This window comes from Arthrobacter sp. UYP4 (genome assembly GCF_057291175.1).
On record NZ_JBXAVU010000002.1, the window covers coordinates 289417 to 307831 of the forward strand.

Sequence of the window (18415 nt, forward strand, 5' to 3'; positions counted from 1 at the left end):
GCCACCGGAACGAAAGCGAGCAATGGTGCGCGAAGCCATCACGGAACTCCTGGTCGACCTCCCGGCCACCAGCAACACCACCGACCTCCTCCTGAGGACCCACGACGCCGACCCGGCGAGGGCCCTGTTCGCCCTGCGATCCGACGGGCGGTGGCGGGACGTCCCGGCCTCGGAGTTCCTGGCGCAGGTGTCCGCGCTGGCCAAGGGGCTGATGGCGCGCGGCGTGCAGCCCGGCGACGCCGTCGCCGTGATGTCGAAGACCCGCTACGAGTGGACCGTCGCCGACGTCGCCATCTGGTTCGCCGGAGCGGTGACCGTGCCGATCTACGAGACGTCCTCCGCGCATCAGGTGGCGTGGATCCTCGAGGACGCCCGGCCCGCCGTCGTCTTCGTCGAGGACGGGCACAAGGCGGACATCGTGCGTGACGCCGCAGCCCGGGCGGGCCGGTCCGATGCGACGACGGTGGTGCGCCTGACCACCGAGGACCTCGGCGACGAGGCCACCCTCGCATCGTTCGGCGCCGCCGGTCAGGCCGTGTCCGACGGGGCGCTCGAGGCTGCACGCTCCTCCCGGGGCCTCGTCGACGCCGCGTCGATCGTCTACACCTCGGGGACCACCGGCAGGCCCAAGGGCTGTGTGATCACGCACGGCAACTTCGCGCTCTTCGCCGTCAACACCCTGGAGTTCCTGCCCGAGTTCCTGCAGCAGGAGAACGCGAGGACGCTGATGTTCCTGCCGCTCGCCCACGTGCTGGCGCGCGCCGTGCAGGTGGTCTGCTTCACCGGCGGCATCAAGCTGGCGCACTCCGGCTCCGCCGCGCAGTTGCTGGAGGACCTGACGACCTTCCGGCCCACGTTCCTCCTCGCCGTCCCCCGCATCTTCGAGAAGATCCACGCGACGGCCGGGCAGCGTGCCGCCGAGGCGGGCAAGGGCCGGCTCTTCGCCGCGGCGGAGCGCACGGCCGTCGCCTACTCCCGCGCCGTCGATGCCCGCGCACGCGGGGGCCGCGGGCCCTCGGCCGTCCTGCGGGCTTCGCACGCCGTGTTCGACCGCATCCTCTACCCCCGGCTGCGCAGCGTGTTCGGCGGCGAGGTCACCTACACGGTCTCCGGCGCCAGCCCGCTCAGCGAGCACCTCACGCACTTCTTCCGCGGTGCCGGCATCCTGGTGCAGGAGGGCTACGGCCTGACGGAGAGCACGGCGCCGTGCACGGTCAACACCGTTCCGCTCACACGGGTGGGCTCGGTGGGCATCCCCATGCCGGGCACGAGCGTCCGGCTGGAGGACGACGGCGAGGTCCAGGTCCGCGGTACCGGCATCTTCGCCGGGTACTACCGCAACGAGCAGGCGACGGCGGAGGCCTTCACCGCCGACGGGTACTTCCGCACGGGCGACCTGGGCTCCCTCGACGAGGACGGCTTCCTCACCATCACGGGCCGCAAGAAGGACCTGCTGGTGACGGCGGGCGGCAAGAACGTGGCGCCCGGCCCCCTCGAGGAGACACTGCGGGAGAACCCGCTCGTGTCGCAGGCCGTGGTGGTCGGCGAGGGCAGGCCCTTCATCGGCGCCCTCCTCAGCCTCGACCGCGAGGCGCTCGGTCCGTGGGCGGCAGCCCACGGCAAGCCGGACCTCACCGCCGGGCAGGCCGTGACCGACGCCGATGTCCTCGCCGAACTGCAGGGGGCCGTCGACGCCGCGAACGCCACGGTGTCGCAGGCCGAACAGATCCGGCGATTCGCCGTGCTGGACGCGGAGTTCACCGTGGAGTCGGGCCACCTCACGCCCACCCTTAAGCTGAAGCGGGCCGCCGTCGTCGCCGACCACGCGGAGGCGTTGGAGGGGCTGTACGCCAAGCGCTAGCGGCGCCTCGCAGATCCCGCTAGGACGCGTCGAGGGCGTCCTGGTAGCGGGACCTCAGGGCGTCCTGCGCCAGCATCGAGCGCTCCCGCCGGGCCTTCGTGGGCCAGGTCAGGACCAGGGTGAGGACGGTCGCCGCCAGGACGAGTACCGCGACGGTGAGCGCCGAGTCCGTCCAGAACTGTTCGGGGAAGAGCCTGATCAGGGTGTCGTCGACCCGGAAGGTCCACGAGCCGTCGGCGAAGAACAGGGCATGGACCTGCGTGAAGAACGTCTGCCATGCGAGGACCGCGAGGACCGTCAGGACCGCGATGCCGACGAGCGTGAGGACGGCGCCGGAGAACAGCGCGCGCCGGATTCCGCCCCGGTACCGCCGCGCGAGGTAGACGCAGGCCAGGACGGCCAGCACGAGGAGCACGAGGGCCACGAAGAAGGACAGGCCCAGCACGCCCTTCACGTCCGCCATGTGGCCGACTTCGGACTCGAGGAACAGGGGCTCGCCGTCGGCCGTCACCAGGCCGCCGAGATAGCGCGCGGGAGCGAAGTTCAGCACGTAGTCGAGCGCGTAGGAGCCGTAGGTCATGCGGTCGTCCAGCGAGAAGCCGTACGCGTCCGCGGGGAAGCCCGGCCGGTGGTATTCGAGCCACAGGAAGGACGACGACGCGACGGCGCGGACTGCGGCCGCCACGACGATGACGGGGAAGAAGAGGGCGACGACGACCTGGAGGAAGCGCGCCAGGGCGGGCTTCGCCGCTACCGCCTGGTCGCGGACGGCCGCACGCCGTGCCGCTTCCGTGTCGGTGGGGCGCACCGAGAGCGCCGCGGTGTCCGTCGACGGCTCCCCGGCGGCCGGGGTCGCGCGGCTCCCGTCCCCGGGAGTCCGATCGGCACCGTGGAACGGGTGGGTACCGGACGGCGTCCCGGGGGCGTCGTCCACGGCCGTCCCGCCTGCGGCCCCGGGGCCGTGCGCCTCGGGGTCCGTCGCCTCGGCGTCCGTCGCCTCGGGATCCGCCTCGGAGCCGTCCGGATGCGAGCCGGTCCCGTGGCCGGTGGGGCCGTCCTGCACCGCCGGGATCATCCGGGTGGGCGGTTCCGCGCCGTCCGATGCCGTCGCGTCGTCGCGCACGGCGTCCTCCGCGCCCGGAGCGGAAGGGCGCGGGGCCGTTCCGTCGTGGTCCGGGCCGTGCCCGGTGGAGGCGGTTGAACGGGTGCTGTCGGTCTCGGCCATCGATGTCTCCTCGGTTGGTGCCGCCGGCCCTGGTCCGGCGTCTTCGACACTACCGGCCGGACGCGGGCCCGCCCGGGAGACTCCCCGCACGCCGGCGATCGCGGGTTCAGGCCGTGATGACGGCGTCCCCCCGGTCGACGGCGCCGAGGTCGCCGCGGTGCCCCGCCGCGACCGCCCGCCGCCCGAGGATCAGGGTGTAGGCCCAGTAGGCGGCGAGGACCAGGAAGCCGATGGTGAGCCGGAGCCACGGGGGCAGCCCGCTCGGCGTCACGAAACCCTCGACGAGACCGGAGACGAGCAGCACCAGGACCAGTCCGAGCGCCACCGTGATCAGGGCACGCCCCTCCTGCGCCAGGGCCACGGACCGGGAGCGCCGTCCGGGAGCCACCCAAGACCAGAAGATCCGCAGGCCGGCGGCCGCCGCGATGAAGATGGCGGTGAGTTCCATGAAGCCGTGCGGCAGGATGTAGAGCAGGAACACGTCGAACTTGTCGTAGGACGCCATCGTGCCCGCGGCGATACCCAGGCCCTGTGCGTTCTGGTACAGGATGAAGACCGGCCAGATGCCCGTCACGCCGAAGGCGACGGCCTGGAGCGCGATCCAGGCGTTGTTCGTCCAGACGAGCCCCGCGAAGGACGCCGCCGGGTTCTCGGAGTAGTAGTCGACGAAGTCCTCCTCCACGTAGCGCCGGAGGTCCTCCTCCGGGCCCAGGGCCTGGATGACCCCGGGCGTCCCCACCCAGAGGGCGTACAGCGAGGTCACGGCGAGGAACAGCACCCCCACCGACACCGTGAGCCACCGGATGCGGTAGAACGCGGCCGGCAGGGCGAACACGAAGAAGGTGGCGATGTCCTCGAGGGTGTTGGACCTCGCGCCGGTGAACCGCGTGCGGGCTCGTGAGAGGCGCGTGGACAGCGACCCCGACAGGGCGCTCTCGGGATCCACGGAACGGATGATGGACAGGTGCGTGGAGACGCGCTGGTAGAGCACCAGCAGCTCGTCGGATTCGGCGCCGTCGAGCCGGCGGCGACCGACGAGTTCGTCCAGGCGTTGCCAGTCGCCGCGGTGCACGGCGATGAATGCGTCCACGTCCATGCGCCCAACCCTATAGTCCCCGCGGACCGGAGCGCCCGCCCCGACGCACCCTGCGGACACCCTCCCGGTTCCGCGGCCCGACGACGCCCCTCGGGGGTGGCGCAGCGATAGGCTGGGCCCGGCGGCGCCGCAGCGCGGCGTGCGCCGCAACGCTCCAGCAGCACGCGTCCAGGGGGTCACCATGAGTTCGATCGTCACCGGCGAGGCCGTCGTCCTCGAACTCAGGCCGGCCGGGTTCGCCGCCCGGGGGCTGAGCATCCTGATCGACGTCGTCGCACAGTTCGGGATCGGGATCCTCCTCGCGCTGCTGATCGGCAACGTGTTCGGCGGAGCCCTCGATCCGGCGCTCACCACGGCCCTCCTGCTCGTCGTCGTGGTGCTCCTGCTCGTCGTCGTCCCGGTGACCGTCGAGACCCTCACGCGCGGCAAGTCGCTGGGACGGCTCGTGATGGGCCTGCGGATCGTGCGCGACGACGGTGGGGCCATCCGCTTCCGGCACGCCTTCATCCGCGGCATGCTGGCGATCCTGGAGATCTACCTCCTCGGCGGATCGCTCGCCTTCCTCGTGTCCCTCTTCAACGACAGGTCCAAGCGGCTCGGCGATCTGCTCGCCGGCACCTACGCCATGCGCGAGCGCGTGGTCGCGAAACCGCGGGCACTCGCCGTCATGCCGCCGAGGCTCCGTACCTGGTCCGGGACGGCGGACATCGGGCGCCTCCCCGACGCCCTGGCCCGGCGGATGTCGACGTTCCTCGCGCAGGCGCCGAAGCTCACCCCCCAGGCGCGGTACGCGCTGTCCGTCGACCTCGCGTCCGAGGCGAGCCGGCACGTCTCACCGCCTCCGCCCGCGGACACCTCTCCGGAGGAGTTCCTGCACGCGGTCATCGCATCGCGGCGGGACCGCGACTATGCGGTGATGATGCGCCAGCGCGAACGCACCGAGGCGACTGCGAAAAGGCTCCACACGCTGCCTTTCGGCTAGCCTGCGGAGCCTGTCCGGGATCGGCCGGTGCCTACGGCTGGTCGGTCCACTCGTTCCAGGGCACGTTCCAGTCGCCGAAGCCGTCCCAGACGTACATGGGACCGTAACCGGTGTTCAGGATCTGTACCACGTCGCCGGGGCCGAAGGTGTTGTAGAAGTACTCCGCGCCCTCGGGGGACATGCCGATGCAGCCGTGCGAGACGTTGAAACTGCCCAGTGCCACCTGGGCCGCCGGCAGGGCCTCGTGGACGAAGGCACCGCCGTTGCTCAGCCTGCTCGCGTGGTTCACGACCGTCGGCGGGTAGTAGGCGGGGTCGCCGGGCTCCAGGCCGATGGACTCGGCCCGGAACTGGGTGGACTCGTAGTGCTCCATCACCACCATGTAGCCCTCGGTGGAGGGCCACTCGTCGGTGCCGAGCGTGATGGGGAACGTGCGGTCCAGCCTGCCGTCGAGGTAGACGTTCATCATCTTGGTGTCGTTGTCGACGACGGCGAGGCGCGTGTTGTGCGTCCTCATCGTCAATGTCCTGTCGGCGTTCCCGATCATGCCGTTGCCGAGGTCGACGCCGAAGAGGTTCAGCTCGACGGTGATGGTGCTGTTCGGGGCCCAGAACTCCTCGGGACGGTAGCGGACCTTGGTGTCGGACAACCAGTAGAACGCTCCGGGCTGGTTGCTCGTGCTGGTGACGGTGACGGCCTTCTCCACCGCGTCCCGGTTGGTCACCGGCTCGCTGAAGGTGAACTCGAGGGGCTGGCCCGTGCCGACGGTGCTGCCGTCGAGCGGGAACATCGCGGCGTCGGCCTCGTTGGCGGGTTCGACGGTGGCGAACGTCGATGTCGCCCGCTGTGGGTCTCCCGCTGCGTCGAGCACGGTGTAGGAGAACTCGTACTCGGTGTCGAAGGCGAGCCGTTCGGTGGCGGTCCAGCGCGTGCCGTCGTCGGACAGGGTCCCGGCGATCGGCGTGCCGCCTTCCCGGGGCACCAGTTCGACGGCGTCGAGGGTCGCCCCCTCGACGCTCACGGCCGCGACGGTCGCGGGGTTGACCGCATAGGCCTTGTCGGTGGGGGTGACGCCGACGGTGTAGTCGCCGTCCGGGGCAGCGGAGACCGTCGGCCGCGGGGCGGCGGACGATGTCCCATCAGCGGCCGGGGCCGCCACCGGGGACGAGGAGGACGGGGACGAGGAGGACGGGGCAGGGGTGGACCCGGCGGCAGGATCGTTCCACGGGGATGCCGTGGCGATGCCAACACCGCCTCCGACGACGACGACCGCCGCTGCACCGATGGCTGCGATCTTCCAGCCCTTCCGGTGCGCACCGGCCCTGCTCGACTCCTGCTTCATGCGCATGCCCCTGCCCCTCGACGTTGCTGCCCCAAGCGATTTTACGCGACAGGCCGAATTTCCCGGCGTACCCCGGATGCAGTTCGACAACGATCCGGCCGCTGCCGGTACCCGTCAGGGCGCCGGCAGCGGCCGGGAGATCGGGCGTCCGCAGGCCTCAGTAGCGGTACTGCTCGGACTTGTACGGGCCGGCCACATCGATGTCGAGGTACTCGGCCTGCCCCTTGGTCAGCTCCGTGAGCTCGACACCGAGGGCGTCGAGGTGCAGGCGGGCGACCTTCTCGTCGAGGATCTTGGGCAGGACGTAGACCTCGTTCTCGTACTCGCGGTTGCCCTCGGCGTCCTCCTGCTCGAACTTGGTGAAGAGTTCGATCTGGGCGATCGTCTGGTTCGCGAAGGAATTGCTCATGACGAAGGACGGGTGACCGGTCGCGTTGCCGAGGTTCAGCAGGCGGCCTTCGGACAGCATGATGATCGAGTGCTTCTCCACACCCTCGGCCTCGCCGGCCGGGATGACCCACTCGTGGACCTGCGGCTTGATCTCGATCTTCTCGACGCCGGGGATCCGCGCGAGCCCGGCGATGTCGATCTCGTTGTCGAAGTGGCCGATGTTGCCGACGATCGCCTGGTGCTTCATGCCCGCCATGTGACGGGCCATGATGACGTCCTTGTTCCCGGTGGTGGTAATGAAGATGTCGCCCTGGCCGAGCACGGTCTCGAGCGTGGCGACCTGGTAGCCGTCCATGGCGGCCTGCAGCGCGCAGATCGGATCGATCTCCGTGACGATCACGCGGGCCCCCTGGCCACGGAGGGCTTCCGCCGCACCCTTGCCGACGTCGCCGTAGCCGCAGACCACGGCGACCTTGCCGCCGATCAGCACATCCGTGGCCCGGTTCAGGCCGTCGGGCAGCGAGTGGCGGATGCCGTACTTGTTGTCGAACTTCGACTTCGTGACCGAGTCGTTCACGTTGATCGCCGGGAAGAGGAGCTTGCCCTGCGCGGCGAGCTGGTACAGGCGGTGCACGCCCGTCGTCGTCTCCTCGGTGACGCCCTTGATCCCTGCGGCGATGGTCGTCCACTTCAGTGGCTCGGATCCGATCGTGGAGCGGAGGGTGTCGAGGAAGACCGTGTACTCGTGCGAGTAGTCGGCGTCGCCCTCCTGCGGGTTTGCCGGCACCGCTCCGAGCGCCTCGAACTCGGCACCCTTGTGGACGAGCATCGTGGCGTCGCCGCCGTCGTCCAGGATCATGTTGGGGCCGAGGCCCTCGGCCTGGCGCGGCCACGTCAGGATCTGGGTGGCGGTCCACCAGTAGTCCTCGAGCGTCTCGTTCTTCCAGGCGAAGACGGGGACCCCGGCGGGCTCCTCGACGGTGCCGTCGCCCACGACGACGGCCGCCGCGGCCTCGTCCTGCGTGGAGAAGATGTTGCAGGACGCCCAGCGGACCTCGGCCCCGAGGGATGTCAGGGTCTCGATGAGGACGGCCGTCTGGACGGTCATGTGCAGCGAGCCGGCGATACGGGCTCCGGCGAGGGGCTGCGCGTCCGCGTATTCGCGGCGCAGCGCCATGAGCCCGGGCATCTCGTGCTCAGCGAGCCGGATCTGGTGGCGGCCCGCCTCCGCGAGCGAGAGGTCGGCAACTTTGTAGTCGAACGTCATGGTGTGCTGTTCCTAGCTGGAGTTCGGAGGTTCGGGGGAGGGCGTCGGCTCCGGCCCTACGGGGCGGAGGCGGCACCGGGGAGTTCGGCGGGGAGGAGCACCGGGATGCCCTCGTCGAGCCTGTACGTGAGCGTTTCGCCGCCGGGTCCCGGGGCCGTCGATCGGAGGACCGCGCCGTCCTGTTCGAGCGTCGACCCGGTGACGGGGCAGCGGAGGACGTCGAGCAGCCGTGCTGGAAGGTTCGCCATGGGGAAGCTTTCGCTCGGGAGGAGGGGGATCGTGGGTACGAGTCTACCGCGCCCGCGGGGCGTGCCCGGAAGAACGCACCTCCGCACGATCGGCGTCAGGGCGCCGCGTCAGGGCTCCCGCAGGATCCGCAGGTGCCCTCGGCGGGGACCGGTGACGCCGGCCGGGGGCTCCATGGGCGGCCTGCTGCCGCGCTGCCCGGGGGTCGGCTGGTCCGGAGCGGGTTCGGCGGCCGCTTCGCGGACCGCGTCGGCCAGGGCCAGCAGATCGTCGGAGTTGTGTTCCGGCACGGCGTCCGGCAGCGTGAGGCGGACGACCTCCCAGCCACGGGGCACCGTCAGGCGCTCCGCGTGGACGGAGCAGAGATCGTAGGTGTGGGGTTCGGCGTAGGTCGCGAGGGGACCCAGCACCGCGGTCGAATCCCCGTAGACATAGGTGAGTGTGGCCACCGCCGGCCGCTGGCAGGCTGATCTGGAGCATTGACGGAGTGATCCCACGATCGGCAAGCCTACCGGGGTTTGGGTGCGGCGGCCGTCAGGACGCGCTTCCCGCCCGTGTGCATCCCCTCGGATCCGGGCTTCCGGGCGTGCGGGCGCGGTGTCGAAGGCTTACAGTCTTTACATGCAGGATGCTTCCACTTTTTCGGTCGAGCTGACCGATCCGACGTCCTCCGAGGGGCGCCCGGCGCGGTCGTTCTACGAACGCCGGCGTAATCGCAGGGGACGCGGGATGCGTGGCGAGGTGCTGCCGCAGCACCTCCCCGGTTCGCGGTCCAGGTCGGAGCAGTTCGACGACTGGGTGATGGAGTCGGCGCAACGGCTCGAGCGCCTGTGGGGTGAGCGGATCCAGGACCTGCAGATCGTGGTGCAGGAGATCCCGGACGGCCTGGAGGACATGACGCCGGAGACCCTGCGGGGCCTCCTCGGTTCCTGCTCCCCCGCGGCGCCCGGTCGGCCGGCGGTCATCACGATCTACCGTCACCCGATCCTCATGGCGGCCAGGGCACTCATGCCGGTGAACGAACTCATCCACGACGTCGTCGTCGAGCAGACCGCGGAACTCATGGGACTCGCCCCGGAGGCGGTGGACCCCGCCTACGGTCGCTCGCAGGCCTAGTCCGGGCAGACCGGCCTAGTAGCCCAGCTCCACCGCGATGCTCTGCGGGGCCGTGACACCGGCCGGGATGCTCGCCACGGAGATCCCGGCGCGTGCTCCCGGCAGGACCATGACCTGCGCTCCGTAGGCAGGATCCCCCGTCGCATCGACGAGGACGGCCGCAGGGCTGCGGCCGAGGGAGGACGACGGCACGGTGACGGAGGTCCCTCCCGCGATGCCGATCACCACCGGCTCGCCGAGCGCGCCGTCGGCCGCGACGGGTGTCAGCGTCACCTCGCTCCTGCCGCTCGGTGCACCGAGGACCAGGGAGGTGTCGACGCCCTCCGCGAGGGCCATCGCCGAGTCGTTGCCCAGCCTGGCGGCAGCGGGGGCACCGGCGAGGTCGACCGGCTTCCCGTCGTCGGTCCCCCGGACGACGCGTGCCGACGCGACCACCGAGACGTCCGAGGTCACGGCGACGGTGTAGTTGCCCTCGGCCAGGGCGTCCAGCGGGATCGCCGTCACCGAGCCGGCGGCGGCCGTCACGACTCCCCCGCCGGGAAGCGCGACCTCGCCGTCCCGCCCGTAGACCGTGATGCCCAGCACGGCGTCGCTCGACCCGGGGACGAGCACCTGCAGTTCGGGGGCGGCGGCACCGTACCCCTCCTGCTCGCGGATGCTGCGCGCCGTCGCCGCGTCCTGCACGACGACGCCGGGCACCACCTGCGTGGTCCCGGCCGCGACGGCCGGCGAGAGCAGTTCGACCCCTCCGGGCGTGAGGCCCCTGAGGACGCTCTGCTGGACGACGCCGGAGATGCGTCCCCCGTCGCTGCGGACCCGCACGGCGACGCGCTCCTGGTTCGCGGCGAGTGCGGCGAGGACGATCTGGCGGGTCTCACCCGGTGCCACCAGTTGCCCCCGCGTCCCGGCCGCCTCGATCGGACCGTCCTGCCCGTACAGCTCGAGGGTGACGGTCGCCGCCGTGCCGGTCGGGTTCGTGAGGGTGAGGATCGCGGACTGCCCGGCGGTCGTCGAGGCCCCCAGGAGCCAGAAGTCGCTGGAGGGCACCTGGCAGCCCGTCGCGGCGAGGCCGCGGAGGTCGCCGTCGGTGGCCGTGTAGGTGGAGGTGGCAGCGGCGACGGGTACGAGGCCGCCCTGCGGCTGCGCCCGGAACACGGAGGGGGCATCGACCCGCACGCCGCGGGAGACACCCGCCAGGCGGTTGGTCAGGCCGTCCTCGCTGCTGCTGGCCGGACCGCTCGAACCGAGCGACACCTCGGGGGCGAAGTCCTCGATCAGCGCCAGCGGGGCACCCCCACCGACCGGCAGGAGGCCGCTTCCGGTGAGGGTCGCGCCGAGGTCGCTGAGGACCATCGCACTCACGGTCGTCCTGGCGGTCGCGGAGGCGGGGCCGAACTCGGGGTCGGCTTCTCCGGCGGCCGATGCGAGCAGGCGGGGCGGTGCGGGGCAGACCGCGGTGAGATCCCCCGCAGGGACGACCGCCGGGGGGACAGCGACGGCCACGCCCGGCCGCCCGACCAGCGGGTCGGCGACGCCCGCCGCGATCGCGGCTGTCGCCGCGAGCAGGACGACGCCCGTGGCCGCGGCCGCTGCCGTGCCCAGGCGGGCGCGGCGGCGTGCGGCGGTGCCGGTCCCGGCAGCCCTGTCGCGGGCGACGGCCCGGGCGGCGACGGCGGCCCGGGCGGCATCCGACGCCGGTGGGCCCGCCGGGCGCTCGGAGTCGCCGGTCCCGGGAACCGGCGTACCGCTCCCGTCGGGGCGGATCCCGCCCTGCTCGCCGGCTTCCGGGCTGTCCGTCGACGTTCCGTTCCCCGTGCGGGCCCGGTCCTGCGTGCCCTCCGCCGTGGTGTCGCGCCTGCGTCCCCGGATCACATCGGGCCTCTTCCACTCGTCACGGGCTGGGGGTCGTCGGCGTGCACGTCGTCCGTCCCGGCGTCCCATGCGTCGGTCCCGTCCGGGCGACGGCGGACACCCGGCTGCGGGCGTCCGCCACCCTGGGGACGGACGACGCGGGGCCGGGACGGGACGGGGATGGCCAGGAGCATCGTCAGGACGAGGACGACCGCCTGGACCGCCTCCACCCAGGGCCGGTACGGGCTGACGTACGAGACAGCCACCGCGCCGCCTGTCGTGGGAAGCACGAATGCCTGCCGCCAGCCCTCGGACGTCGCCTCGAGCCTGCGGCCGTCCAGCGTGGCCTGCCAGCCGGCATCCGCCTGCTCGGCGAGGACGAGCGTCCTGCCCTCGCCACCCGGGGGGATGCTCCCGGCGGCGTCCACCGCTCCGGACGCGATGACGGCCTCCGTCCGACCGTCGGCGGCGACCACCCGGACCCGGGCGGTGCGCTCGCCGGTGTCCTCCGTGCCGTCGTCGAGCGTCGCGGAGGACACGCGCCACAGCCGCCCTGCGTCCGTGTCACCGACCGCGGTGAGGCCGGGGACGGAGTCGATGCGGCTGCTGAGGAACTCCCCGGCCGTCTCGGGCTGCCGGAGGACCACGAACCCGACCCCTAGGTCGCGCAGGTCCGCCCGTGGATCGGCACCGGTGGCGCCCACGATGACGGCGGCCGTGGTGCGCAGGGTGCGTGCGGATCCGCTGTCGTCCAGCACCGCGCCACCGGGTCCCACCACGCGGGCGGCGTAGAGCGGATTGAGGTCGTCGAGGGTGGTGCCGGATCCGCGCATGAGTGCGGCGGTGACGTCGTCCTCGTCGTCGACGGTGATCACGAGCGTCCGGATCTGCTCCGGCCCCGTGCCGCGGTCGGCCGCCGTGGCCGGCAGCGGCCGCTCCGCGACGGGCCGCAGCCCGATACCGGTACCGAGGTCGGTGGTGGCGGGCGCGTCCGCGGCCTCCTCGACGGGAGCGCCCGGGATCACCACGGGCTCGGCCGAGGCTGGGGGCGGGCTCGCCACGTCGGGAACGAGCCACAGTCCGAGGCCGACCAGCGGGCCGACCGCGAGGACGAGGCCGCCGGCGAACCCGGCGAGGCGCCGGCGCGGCGGGGCCGGCGCAACACCGGCGTGCTGCGCCCCGGGCATCCCCGAGAGGGCCGCGGCCAGCAGGCACAGCGACACGGCGGACACGAGCGGACCGGGGAACACCTGGATCAGGGCGGACGTGCCCACCGCGACGGGCATCAGCGGCAGAACGGCCGCGACGGCGAGCGCGAGGACCGCCACCAGCCAGGACGATCGCACCATCCGTCCGCGCCCGCGCGGGACGAACAACGCGAAGGCTGCAAGGACGAGGACCGGCCCGCCGATCACGACGGCGACGACGAGCGCCCAGGGACCTGCGCCGAGGAAGCCGGCCGCGGCAGGCGGGAGGAACGGATCGAAGGACACCGGGAAGCCGAGGAGCTGCTGCCAGGGATCGCCCGGGTCGAAGGGAGCAGGCACCCCGGGATCGCCGAGGAATCCCCGCGGATCCTGCAGTGCGGACAGGGCGTAGGGCAGCTGGACCGCCAGGATCGGCAGCAGCGTCCACCAGAGCGTAAGGGTACGCCGCCGGCCGAGCGCCAGTGCGAGGAGCCCGCCGGGGATCACGACGGGGAGGAGGGACGGCGCGGACGCGCAGGCGACCGCGAGCACCAGGCCGGCGGCGGCCGCCGCCGTCCAGCTGCGCGTCCCACCGATGCCCGGAATGATGACGCCGTCCGGCAGGGGGCGCGCCGGGAGGGCACCTCCGACCGCCCGGACGACTCCGAGCAGGGCCAGGGGCAGCAGGATGTGGGCGATCAGCGCGCCGAGGCGCCCGCTGCCGAGGGCTACCTGCAGGGCCGGCGCCGCTCCCCAGAACAGTGCGGCCCACAGCCGCAGCCCGCGCGACCGGGTGAGGGCGCCCGCGGCGATCCATGCGGAGAGCCCTGCCAGGGGCAGGGCGCAGACCACGGTGACGACGACGGCGGTGTTCGCCGAACCGAACCCCAGGAGCGAGAGCAGCCACAGGACGTAGGCGAACGGCGACCCGTGGGCGGCGAATCCGGTACCGAGGCCTGTCCACCAGACCGTCGCACTGTCCCAGACCGCCCGTGGCGTCTCGGCCACCGGTACCAGTGCGCTGCCTGCCAGCGCCGCTGCCCCGACGAGCCGGTGCAGCCCGAGGAGGGCTGCAGCGAGGAGCAGCACCAGGGCGACCACGGCGCCGGCGCCGCCCCATGGACGGGCGGGCGGGGCGAGGGCCGCGAAGTCGTCGTCGTTGTTCCCGGACGGCACGTACTCCTCCGCCGGCGGGAACCCTTCCGGATCGGAGCCGCGCGACGTGAAGGCGTCCAGCACCGACTTCCGGTGGGACCAGACCTCGCGGCGGGAGGTGACGAGGGGCCGCACGATCGAGCGCGGGCGCCGGCGGCTCCGCGCGACGGAGCGGCGGGACCGCCACAGCTGCAGGGGGCGGGCCACCCCGGCGAGGCTGCCGAGCAGCTGGTCGGTGCCATGGCCGGGGTCCTTCGCCAGGAGTCCGAGGAGCAGGCGGGCGAATCCGCCCAGCACCGCGCCGACGGCGAGCAGGGGGACGTTCCACGGAGCGGCGTGCTTGAGCCTCAGGTACACCTCGGCGGCACGCGCGGCATGCGGCGTGGAGAGCGGATGCGGCCTCGATCCGGCGTGGCGGAGGACGGCGCCCGGGACCACCACCACGCGGTGGCCGGCCAGGCGGTTCCGCCAGCACAGGTCGACGTCGTCGCCCACGCCGTGAAGGGCCGGGTCGAAGCCGCCGAGGGCATCCCACACGTCGCGGCGCACGAGCATGCCGGCGGAGTTGACGGCGAACACGTCGCTCCGGGCGTCGTACTGGCCCTGGTCGTGCTCGTCCAGGTCGATGAGGGTCAGCCGCTCGGCCCACCTGCTGATGGAGAGCCCGACGTCCACGAGTTCGCGGCGGTCGTCCCAGGCCACCTGCTTCGTACCCGCCACGGTGACCGAGGGAGCACGCTCGACGGCGAGGAGCAGCTCGGCGAGCGCTTCCGGCTCGGGCGCGGAATCGTCGTGGAGCAGCCACAGCCAGTCCTGGCCGCTACCCACCCGGGGGTCCCGTACGGCGGGGATCTCCGCCACGGCGGCTCGCACGGCCGCCCCGAACCCGGCACGGGCGGGAGCCCCCACCACGGGACTTCCCGCCGGCAGCCGGAGCTGGAGGATGGATGCGGAGTCGTCGGAGGAGCCGGTGTCGACACCGACGCAGGAATCAGCCGGGCGGGTCTGGCGTGCGAGGGCTTCGAGGGTGCGTGGAAGGTACTCGGCGCCGTTGTGGGCTACGACGACGGCGGTGACGCGGAGGTGGGGCGGAATCAGACCGCTCGCTTCCGCAACCTGCGCCGCTCGCGCTCGGAGAGCCCACCCCAGATGCCGAACCGCTCGTCGTTCTCCAGCGCGTACTCGAGGCACTCCGACTTCACCATGCACGCGCCGCAGACCTTCTTCGCGTCGCGGGTGGAGCCGCCCTTCTCGGGGAAGAAGGCCTCGGGATCGGTCTGGGCGCAGAGTGCGTCGGCCTGCCAGGACAGTTCGCCGTCGTCGTCGACGTTCCCCGGCGCCAGCGGCAGACCGATCCACACGGGCTGGGTCGACGCCGACTGGTGCCGTCCATCGTCCTGCACGTCCGGCAGGACGCCCGGGAGCTCGGGGTTCAGGGCGGGAAGGACGAGGAGGCTGCTCGGGCGCTCGTCGACATCGGGGAGACCGGCGAGGGCCTCGTGGGCGGCGAGGAAGGCGGTCGCCTGGTCCTCGAGGGCCGAGGAGGTCCGCTCGCGATACCGCTCCCCCGCGAGGGGGTCGGCAGGATCCAGGAACCAGTCCGCGGGCACGCCCCGCGAACCGTAGCGGGCCGAGGCCTGCGCTGCGATGTCCGGTTGTTCCTGAATGCGTTCTGCCTGCCCCATGGTGAGCCTTCCCGGTGTTGCCGTTCCAACATCAGCATGGGTCGACCCTCGCGCCCCGCTGCTGGAACAAATCCGATGCCTAATTACACCGGTGTAAGTCGAGGAACGTCAAGCGGGGGCGGGAATCTTATACAGTCGGAGACGCACAATCACGTGCGCCACGCCGCGCCGACTACCTGTCTTCATCGGCGCGTCGCGAGTACCGCCCCCGGAACCGGAAGAAGCATCATGCCACAGACACCCGCAGGGATCCTCGCCCGCATGCGCTCGGTCAGCTCCTCCTCCCCCCGCCTCGTCTGGCACGGACAGGAGGGTCGGATCGAGCTCTCGGGCCGTGTCTTCGACAACTGGGTGGCCAAGAGCGCCAACCTGCTGGCGGACGAACTCGATGCGACCGACGGGACCACGGTCGCCGTCGACCTGCCGGTCCACTGGAAGTCGCTCGCCCTCGCCTTCGCCTGCTGGCGGACCGGCTGCCTCGTCGTCCTGCCGGGGGGCGGCCCGGCGACGGGCCTCGGCACCGACGACGCCGACATCGTCCTGTCCGCCGACGCCTCCGCGCCGGTGGAACCGCCACGACAGCTCGTGTGCGTGGCACTCGGGTCCCTCGCCCTCGGGTGGGACGGCCCGCTGCCGCGTGGCGCCGTCGACTTCGCCGCGGAGGTGCGCTCGCAGGGTGATGCCTTCTTCGGCGCGGACGCCGACGCGGCCGCGCCTCTCCTGCGGGCCGACGGGCGGGCCCTGACGGGCGACGACCTGGACCGGTCGGTGGTCCTGCCCGCCGGTGCCGGTCAGGCGCCGACGGTGCTGCTCGAACCGGGAGCGGATCTCCTCCGCGCCCTCGCTGCTGCCCTTGCCGTCTGGCAGCAGGACGGCACGCTGGTCCTCGTGGAGGAGGGTGTCCCGGTGACGGAGCGCCTGCTGGCCGGCGAGCGCGTCACGGGCCGGCTGGGGACTGCCTGACCGGTTCGCCGCCCCCACCGGAGATGCGGCTCCCCTGCCCGCCGGGTTCTGCGGGAGTGCTCCGCGGGTGGAGGAGCTCCTGGTCGTGGCTGAACTCGGGCTCGTCGTCGAGCTCCACGTTGAACACCCAGAACCGGTAGGCGACGAACCGGACGAAGGTGGCGAGCACGGTGCCGAAGATCCCGACGAGGAACAGCGGACTCGGCTCGGTGATGTCGAACACGTACTTGGCGACCCAGACGCAGCCCGCCGCGATGCCCATGCCGATCACGTTGATGAACACGAACATGACGAGTTCGCGGGCGGCATTCGGCTGCCGCCGGTGCCGGAAGGTCCAGTAACGGTTGGCGACCCAGGCGAAGACCGTGGCGACACCGGCGGAGACGAAGCGTGCCTTGACCTCGCTGCCGCTCATCGGTCCGTGGATCAGGTACCAGTACAGCCCGTTGTCTATGACGAACGCCACTCCACCGACCGCGCCGAACTTCGCGACTTCGCGCCAGAAGAGGGATGCGAGGCCCCGAATCCGATCCATGAGTCCTGCCACTGCAACCTCCGCGGTCTGGGGATGGACACCGTGCACCGCGGGACGGGATTCCCCGCGGTTCCAGGACCGACCGCGACAGCGGCCAGCAGAGCGAGCCACCCCGGCTGACCTTTGCATGGCGTGTTTCGACCCATTTTACGGTCTCGGGACCGACGCCGTCCTGTTAGACCCCTGGTGGCCCGCTGGCAGGACGCCTGGACGTGGGCTGATCGCGCCGCCCCTCCCCGGTCCCCGGACCACCGTCGACGGGGACCCGTACGTACACCGATGACCGGGTCCGCCCAGGCCGTAGGTACCCTGTGATGGTGACTTTTCCCGTGATAGGCGTCGTCGGCGGCGGCCAGCTCGCTCGCATGATGGCCGGACCAGCAGTGGAACTCGGACTCGAGCTCCGCGTCCTGGCGGAGGGACCCGACGTCTCCGCGGTGGCCGCCGTGGCCCATGCCCAGGTGGGTGACTACCGCGACCCGCAGGTGCTGCGCGCCTTCGCAGCGGGCGTCGACGTCGTCACGTTCGACCACGAGCACGTTCCGGGCGAGCTCCTCGAGGAGCTTGCCCGCGAGGGCGTGTCCCTCCATCCCGCACCGGCGGCGCTCCGCCACGCCCAGGACAAGCTGGTGATGCGGCGGGCGGTCGAGGACCTGGGCCTGCCCAATCCCCGCTGGCGGGCGGTCAGGAACCCTGCCGAGGTCGAGGACTTCGCGGCCGCCACGGGCTGGCCCGTGGTGCTCAAGACCCCCCGCGGCGGGTACGACGGCAAGGGCGTCCTGGTCCTGCGCGACGCCGCCGCCCTTGCCGCCGCGGACACCTGGTTCACGGGCGGGGAGCTGCTGGTGGAGCAGTTCGTGCCCTTCAGCCGGGAGCTCTCGGTGCTGGTGGCCCGGCGCCCGTCCGGGGAAGCCGCTGCCTGGCCCGTCGTGGAGTCCATCCAGGTGGACAGCGTGTGCGACGAGGTGATCGCGCCGGCGCCGGAGCTGTCCGACGACCTCGCCGACGCCGTCACCGCTGCGGCCCTGCGCCTCGCCGAGGCGCTGGGCGTGACCGGCGTGATGGCGGTGGAGCTGTTCGAGACCCCCGGAGCCGGAGCAGGCTACCTGGTCAACGAACTCGCGATGCGCCCCCACAACTCGGGGCACTGGACCATGGACGGGGCCATCACCGGCCAGTTCGAGCAGCATCTGCGGGCCGTCCTCGACCTCCCCCTCGGTGCCACCGACCCCGTGAGCCGTTCCACCGTCATGAAGAACGTCCTCGGAGGCCCGAACACCGACATCTACGGCGCCTACCGGTCGGCGCTGTCCTCAGGCCCATCGGCTAAAGTGCACTTCTACGGCAAGGACGTGCGTCCGGGCCGCAAGATCGGCCACGTGAACGCGCTGGCAGCTCCGGGGGAGCTCCTCGCCGACGTCCGCGCCCGGGCCTCGAGGGTCGCCGCGATACTCCGGAACGGCACCGACCAGCCCTCCGCCGACCAGGAATCACCGAAGGGAACGCAGTGACGA

15 protein-coding genes are annotated in these 18415 nt (G+C 72.1%); 5 read left to right on the top strand and 10 right to left on the bottom strand.

Annotation, left to right across the window (positions count from 1 at the left end; genetic code table 11):
- Positions 1 to 25: 25 nt before the first annotated feature.
- Positions 26 to 1861 (top strand): AMP-dependent synthetase/ligase, encoded by a 1836-nt coding sequence (locus AC0Z9V_RS10090; RefSeq protein WP_485141678.1) that lies wholly within the window; start codon positions 26 to 28, stop codon positions 1859 to 1861.
- Between the two features lie 19 nt (positions 1862 to 1880).
- On the opposite strand, the gene AC0Z9V_RS10095 is transcribed toward AC0Z9V_RS10090, so the two are convergent.
- Both AC0Z9V_RS10095 and AC0Z9V_RS10100 read right to left on the bottom strand, forming a co-directional pair.
- Positions 1881 to 3086, bottom strand: a complete 1206-nt coding sequence (locus AC0Z9V_RS10095) for a TIGR01906 family membrane protein (protein ID WP_485141421.1) — start codon at positions 3084 to 3086, stop codon at positions 1881 to 1883.
- A gap of 106 nt (positions 3087 to 3192) precedes the next feature.
- Entirely contained in the window at positions 3193 to 4182 is a 990-nt protein-coding gene (locus tag AC0Z9V_RS10100) for a stage II sporulation protein M (protein ID WP_485141422.1), read from the bottom strand.
- 181 nt (positions 4183 to 4363) lie between these two features.
- Here AC0Z9V_RS10100 and AC0Z9V_RS10105 point away from each other — a divergent pair, with 181 nt between their 5' ends.
- Entirely contained in the window at positions 4364 to 5164 is an 801-nt protein-coding gene (locus AC0Z9V_RS10105; RefSeq protein ID WP_485141423.1) for an RDD family protein, read from the top strand.
- 31 nt (positions 5165 to 5195) lie between these two features.
- Here the strand turns inward: AC0Z9V_RS10105 and AC0Z9V_RS10110 are convergent, their stop codons facing one another.
- The 4 genes from AC0Z9V_RS10110 to AC0Z9V_RS10125 form a co-directional block, all read right to left on the bottom strand.
- A complete protein-coding gene (locus tag AC0Z9V_RS10110) occupies positions 5196 to 6512 on the bottom strand; it encodes a L,D-transpeptidase (RefSeq protein ID WP_485141424.1) in 1317 nt (438 codons plus the stop codon).
- Positions 6513 to 6663: 151 nt separating this feature from the next.
- Positions 6664 to 8163 (bottom strand): adenosylhomocysteinase, encoded by a 1500-nt coding sequence (ahcY, locus tag AC0Z9V_RS10115; RefSeq protein WP_208740674.1) that lies wholly within the window; start codon positions 8161 to 8163, stop codon positions 6664 to 6666.
- Between the two features lie 56 nt (positions 8164 to 8219).
- Entirely contained in the window at positions 8220 to 8411 is a 192-nt protein-coding gene (locus AC0Z9V_RS10120) for a Trm112 family protein (RefSeq protein ID WP_133082019.1), read from the bottom strand.
- 108 nt (positions 8412 to 8519) lie between these two features.
- The gene (locus AC0Z9V_RS10125) at positions 8520 to 8906 is read right to left on the bottom strand and encodes a DUF3499 domain-containing protein (protein WP_133082018.1); all 387 of its coding nucleotides are present in this window, start codon (positions 8904 to 8906) and stop codon (positions 8520 to 8522) included.
- 124 nt (positions 8907 to 9030) lie between these two features.
- Between AC0Z9V_RS10125 and AC0Z9V_RS10130 the strand changes: the two genes are divergently transcribed.
- Positions 9031 to 9525, top strand: a complete 495-nt coding sequence (locus tag AC0Z9V_RS10130) for a metallopeptidase family protein (protein WP_133082017.1) — start codon at positions 9031 to 9033, stop codon at positions 9523 to 9525.
- A 15-nt stretch (positions 9526 to 9540) separates the two neighbouring features.
- Here AC0Z9V_RS10130 and AC0Z9V_RS10135 read toward each other — a convergent pair whose 3' ends face one another.
- From AC0Z9V_RS10135 to AC0Z9V_RS10145, 3 genes are read right to left on the bottom strand one after another with little or no spacing between them, the layout of a single operon-like run.
- Positions 9541 to 11397 carry a DUF5719 family protein gene (locus AC0Z9V_RS10135; RefSeq protein WP_485141425.1) on the bottom strand — a complete coding sequence of 619 codons (1857 nt, stop codon included), beginning with the start codon at positions 11395 to 11397 and terminating at the stop codon, positions 9541 to 9543.
- Positions 11394 to 14816 (bottom strand): glycosyltransferase, encoded by a 3423-nt coding sequence (locus tag AC0Z9V_RS10140; protein WP_485141679.1) that lies wholly within the window; start codon positions 14814 to 14816, stop codon positions 11394 to 11396. The genes AC0Z9V_RS10135 and AC0Z9V_RS10140 overlap by 4 nt, the downstream gene beginning before the upstream one ends.
- Positions 14813 to 15403, bottom strand: a complete 591-nt coding sequence (locus tag AC0Z9V_RS10145; RefSeq protein WP_485141426.1) for a WhiB family transcriptional regulator — start codon at positions 15401 to 15403, stop codon at positions 14813 to 14815. Before AC0Z9V_RS10145 ends, AC0Z9V_RS10140 begins: the two co-directional genes overlap by 4 nt.
- Positions 15404 to 15631: 228 nt before the next feature.
- Here AC0Z9V_RS10145 and AC0Z9V_RS10150 point away from each other — a divergent pair, with 228 nt between their 5' ends.
- On the top strand, positions 15632 to 16366 hold the full coding sequence (locus AC0Z9V_RS10150) for a TIGR03089 family protein (protein ID WP_459267607.1): 735 nt from the start codon (positions 15632 to 15634) through the stop codon (positions 16364 to 16366).
- Here the strand turns inward: AC0Z9V_RS10150 and AC0Z9V_RS10155 are convergent.
- Positions 16341 to 16901, bottom strand: coding sequence for a GtrA family protein (locus AC0Z9V_RS10155; protein WP_485141427.1), 561 nt, complete (start codon positions 16899 to 16901; stop codon positions 16341 to 16343). The genes AC0Z9V_RS10150 and AC0Z9V_RS10155 overlap by 26 nt on opposite strands.
- 317 nt (positions 16902 to 17218) lie before the next feature.
- Between AC0Z9V_RS10155 and AC0Z9V_RS10160 the strand changes: the two genes are divergently transcribed.
- Positions 17219 to 18412, top strand: coding sequence for a 5-(carboxyamino)imidazole ribonucleotide synthase (locus tag AC0Z9V_RS10160; RefSeq protein WP_244186169.1), 1194 nt, complete (start codon positions 17219 to 17221; stop codon positions 18410 to 18412).
- Positions 18413 to 18415: the final 3 nt, after the last annotated feature.

Coding starts and splice junctions, on each gene's coding strand:
- AC0Z9V_RS10095 (WP_485141421.1), bottom strand. CDS start 3,086: ATGGCCGAGACCGACAGCACCCGTTCAACCGCCTCCACCGGGCACGGC.
- AC0Z9V_RS10100 (WP_485141422.1), bottom strand. CDS start 4,182: ATGGACGTGGACGCATTCATCGCCGTGCACCGCGGCGACTGGCAACGC.
- AC0Z9V_RS10105 (WP_485141423.1), top strand. CDS start 4,364: ATGAGTTCGATCGTCACCGGCGAGGCCGTCGTCCTCGAACTCAGGCCG.
- AC0Z9V_RS10110 (WP_485141424.1), bottom strand. CDS start 6,512: ATGCGCATGAAGCAGGAGTCGAGCAGGGCCGGTGCGCACCGGAAGGGC.
- ahcY (WP_208740674.1), bottom strand. CDS start 8,163: ATGACGTTCGACTACAAAGTTGCCGACCTCTCGCTCGCGGAGGCGGGC.
- AC0Z9V_RS10120 (WP_133082019.1), bottom strand. CDS start 8,411: ATGGCGAACCTTCCAGCACGGCTGCTCGACGTCCTCCGCTGCCCCGTC.
- AC0Z9V_RS10130 (WP_133082017.1), top strand. CDS start 9,031: ATGCAGGATGCTTCCACTTTTTCGGTCGAGCTGACCGATCCGACGTCC.
- AC0Z9V_RS10145 (WP_485141426.1), bottom strand. CDS start 15,403: ATGGGGCAGGCAGAACGCATTCAGGAACAACCGGACATCGCAGCGCAG.
- AC0Z9V_RS10150 (WP_459267607.1), top strand. CDS start 15,632: ATGCCACAGACACCCGCAGGGATCCTCGCCCGCATGCGCTCGGTCAGC.
- AC0Z9V_RS10155 (WP_485141427.1), bottom strand. CDS start 16,901: ATGGATCGGATTCGGGGCCTCGCATCCCTCTTCTGGCGCGAAGTCGCG.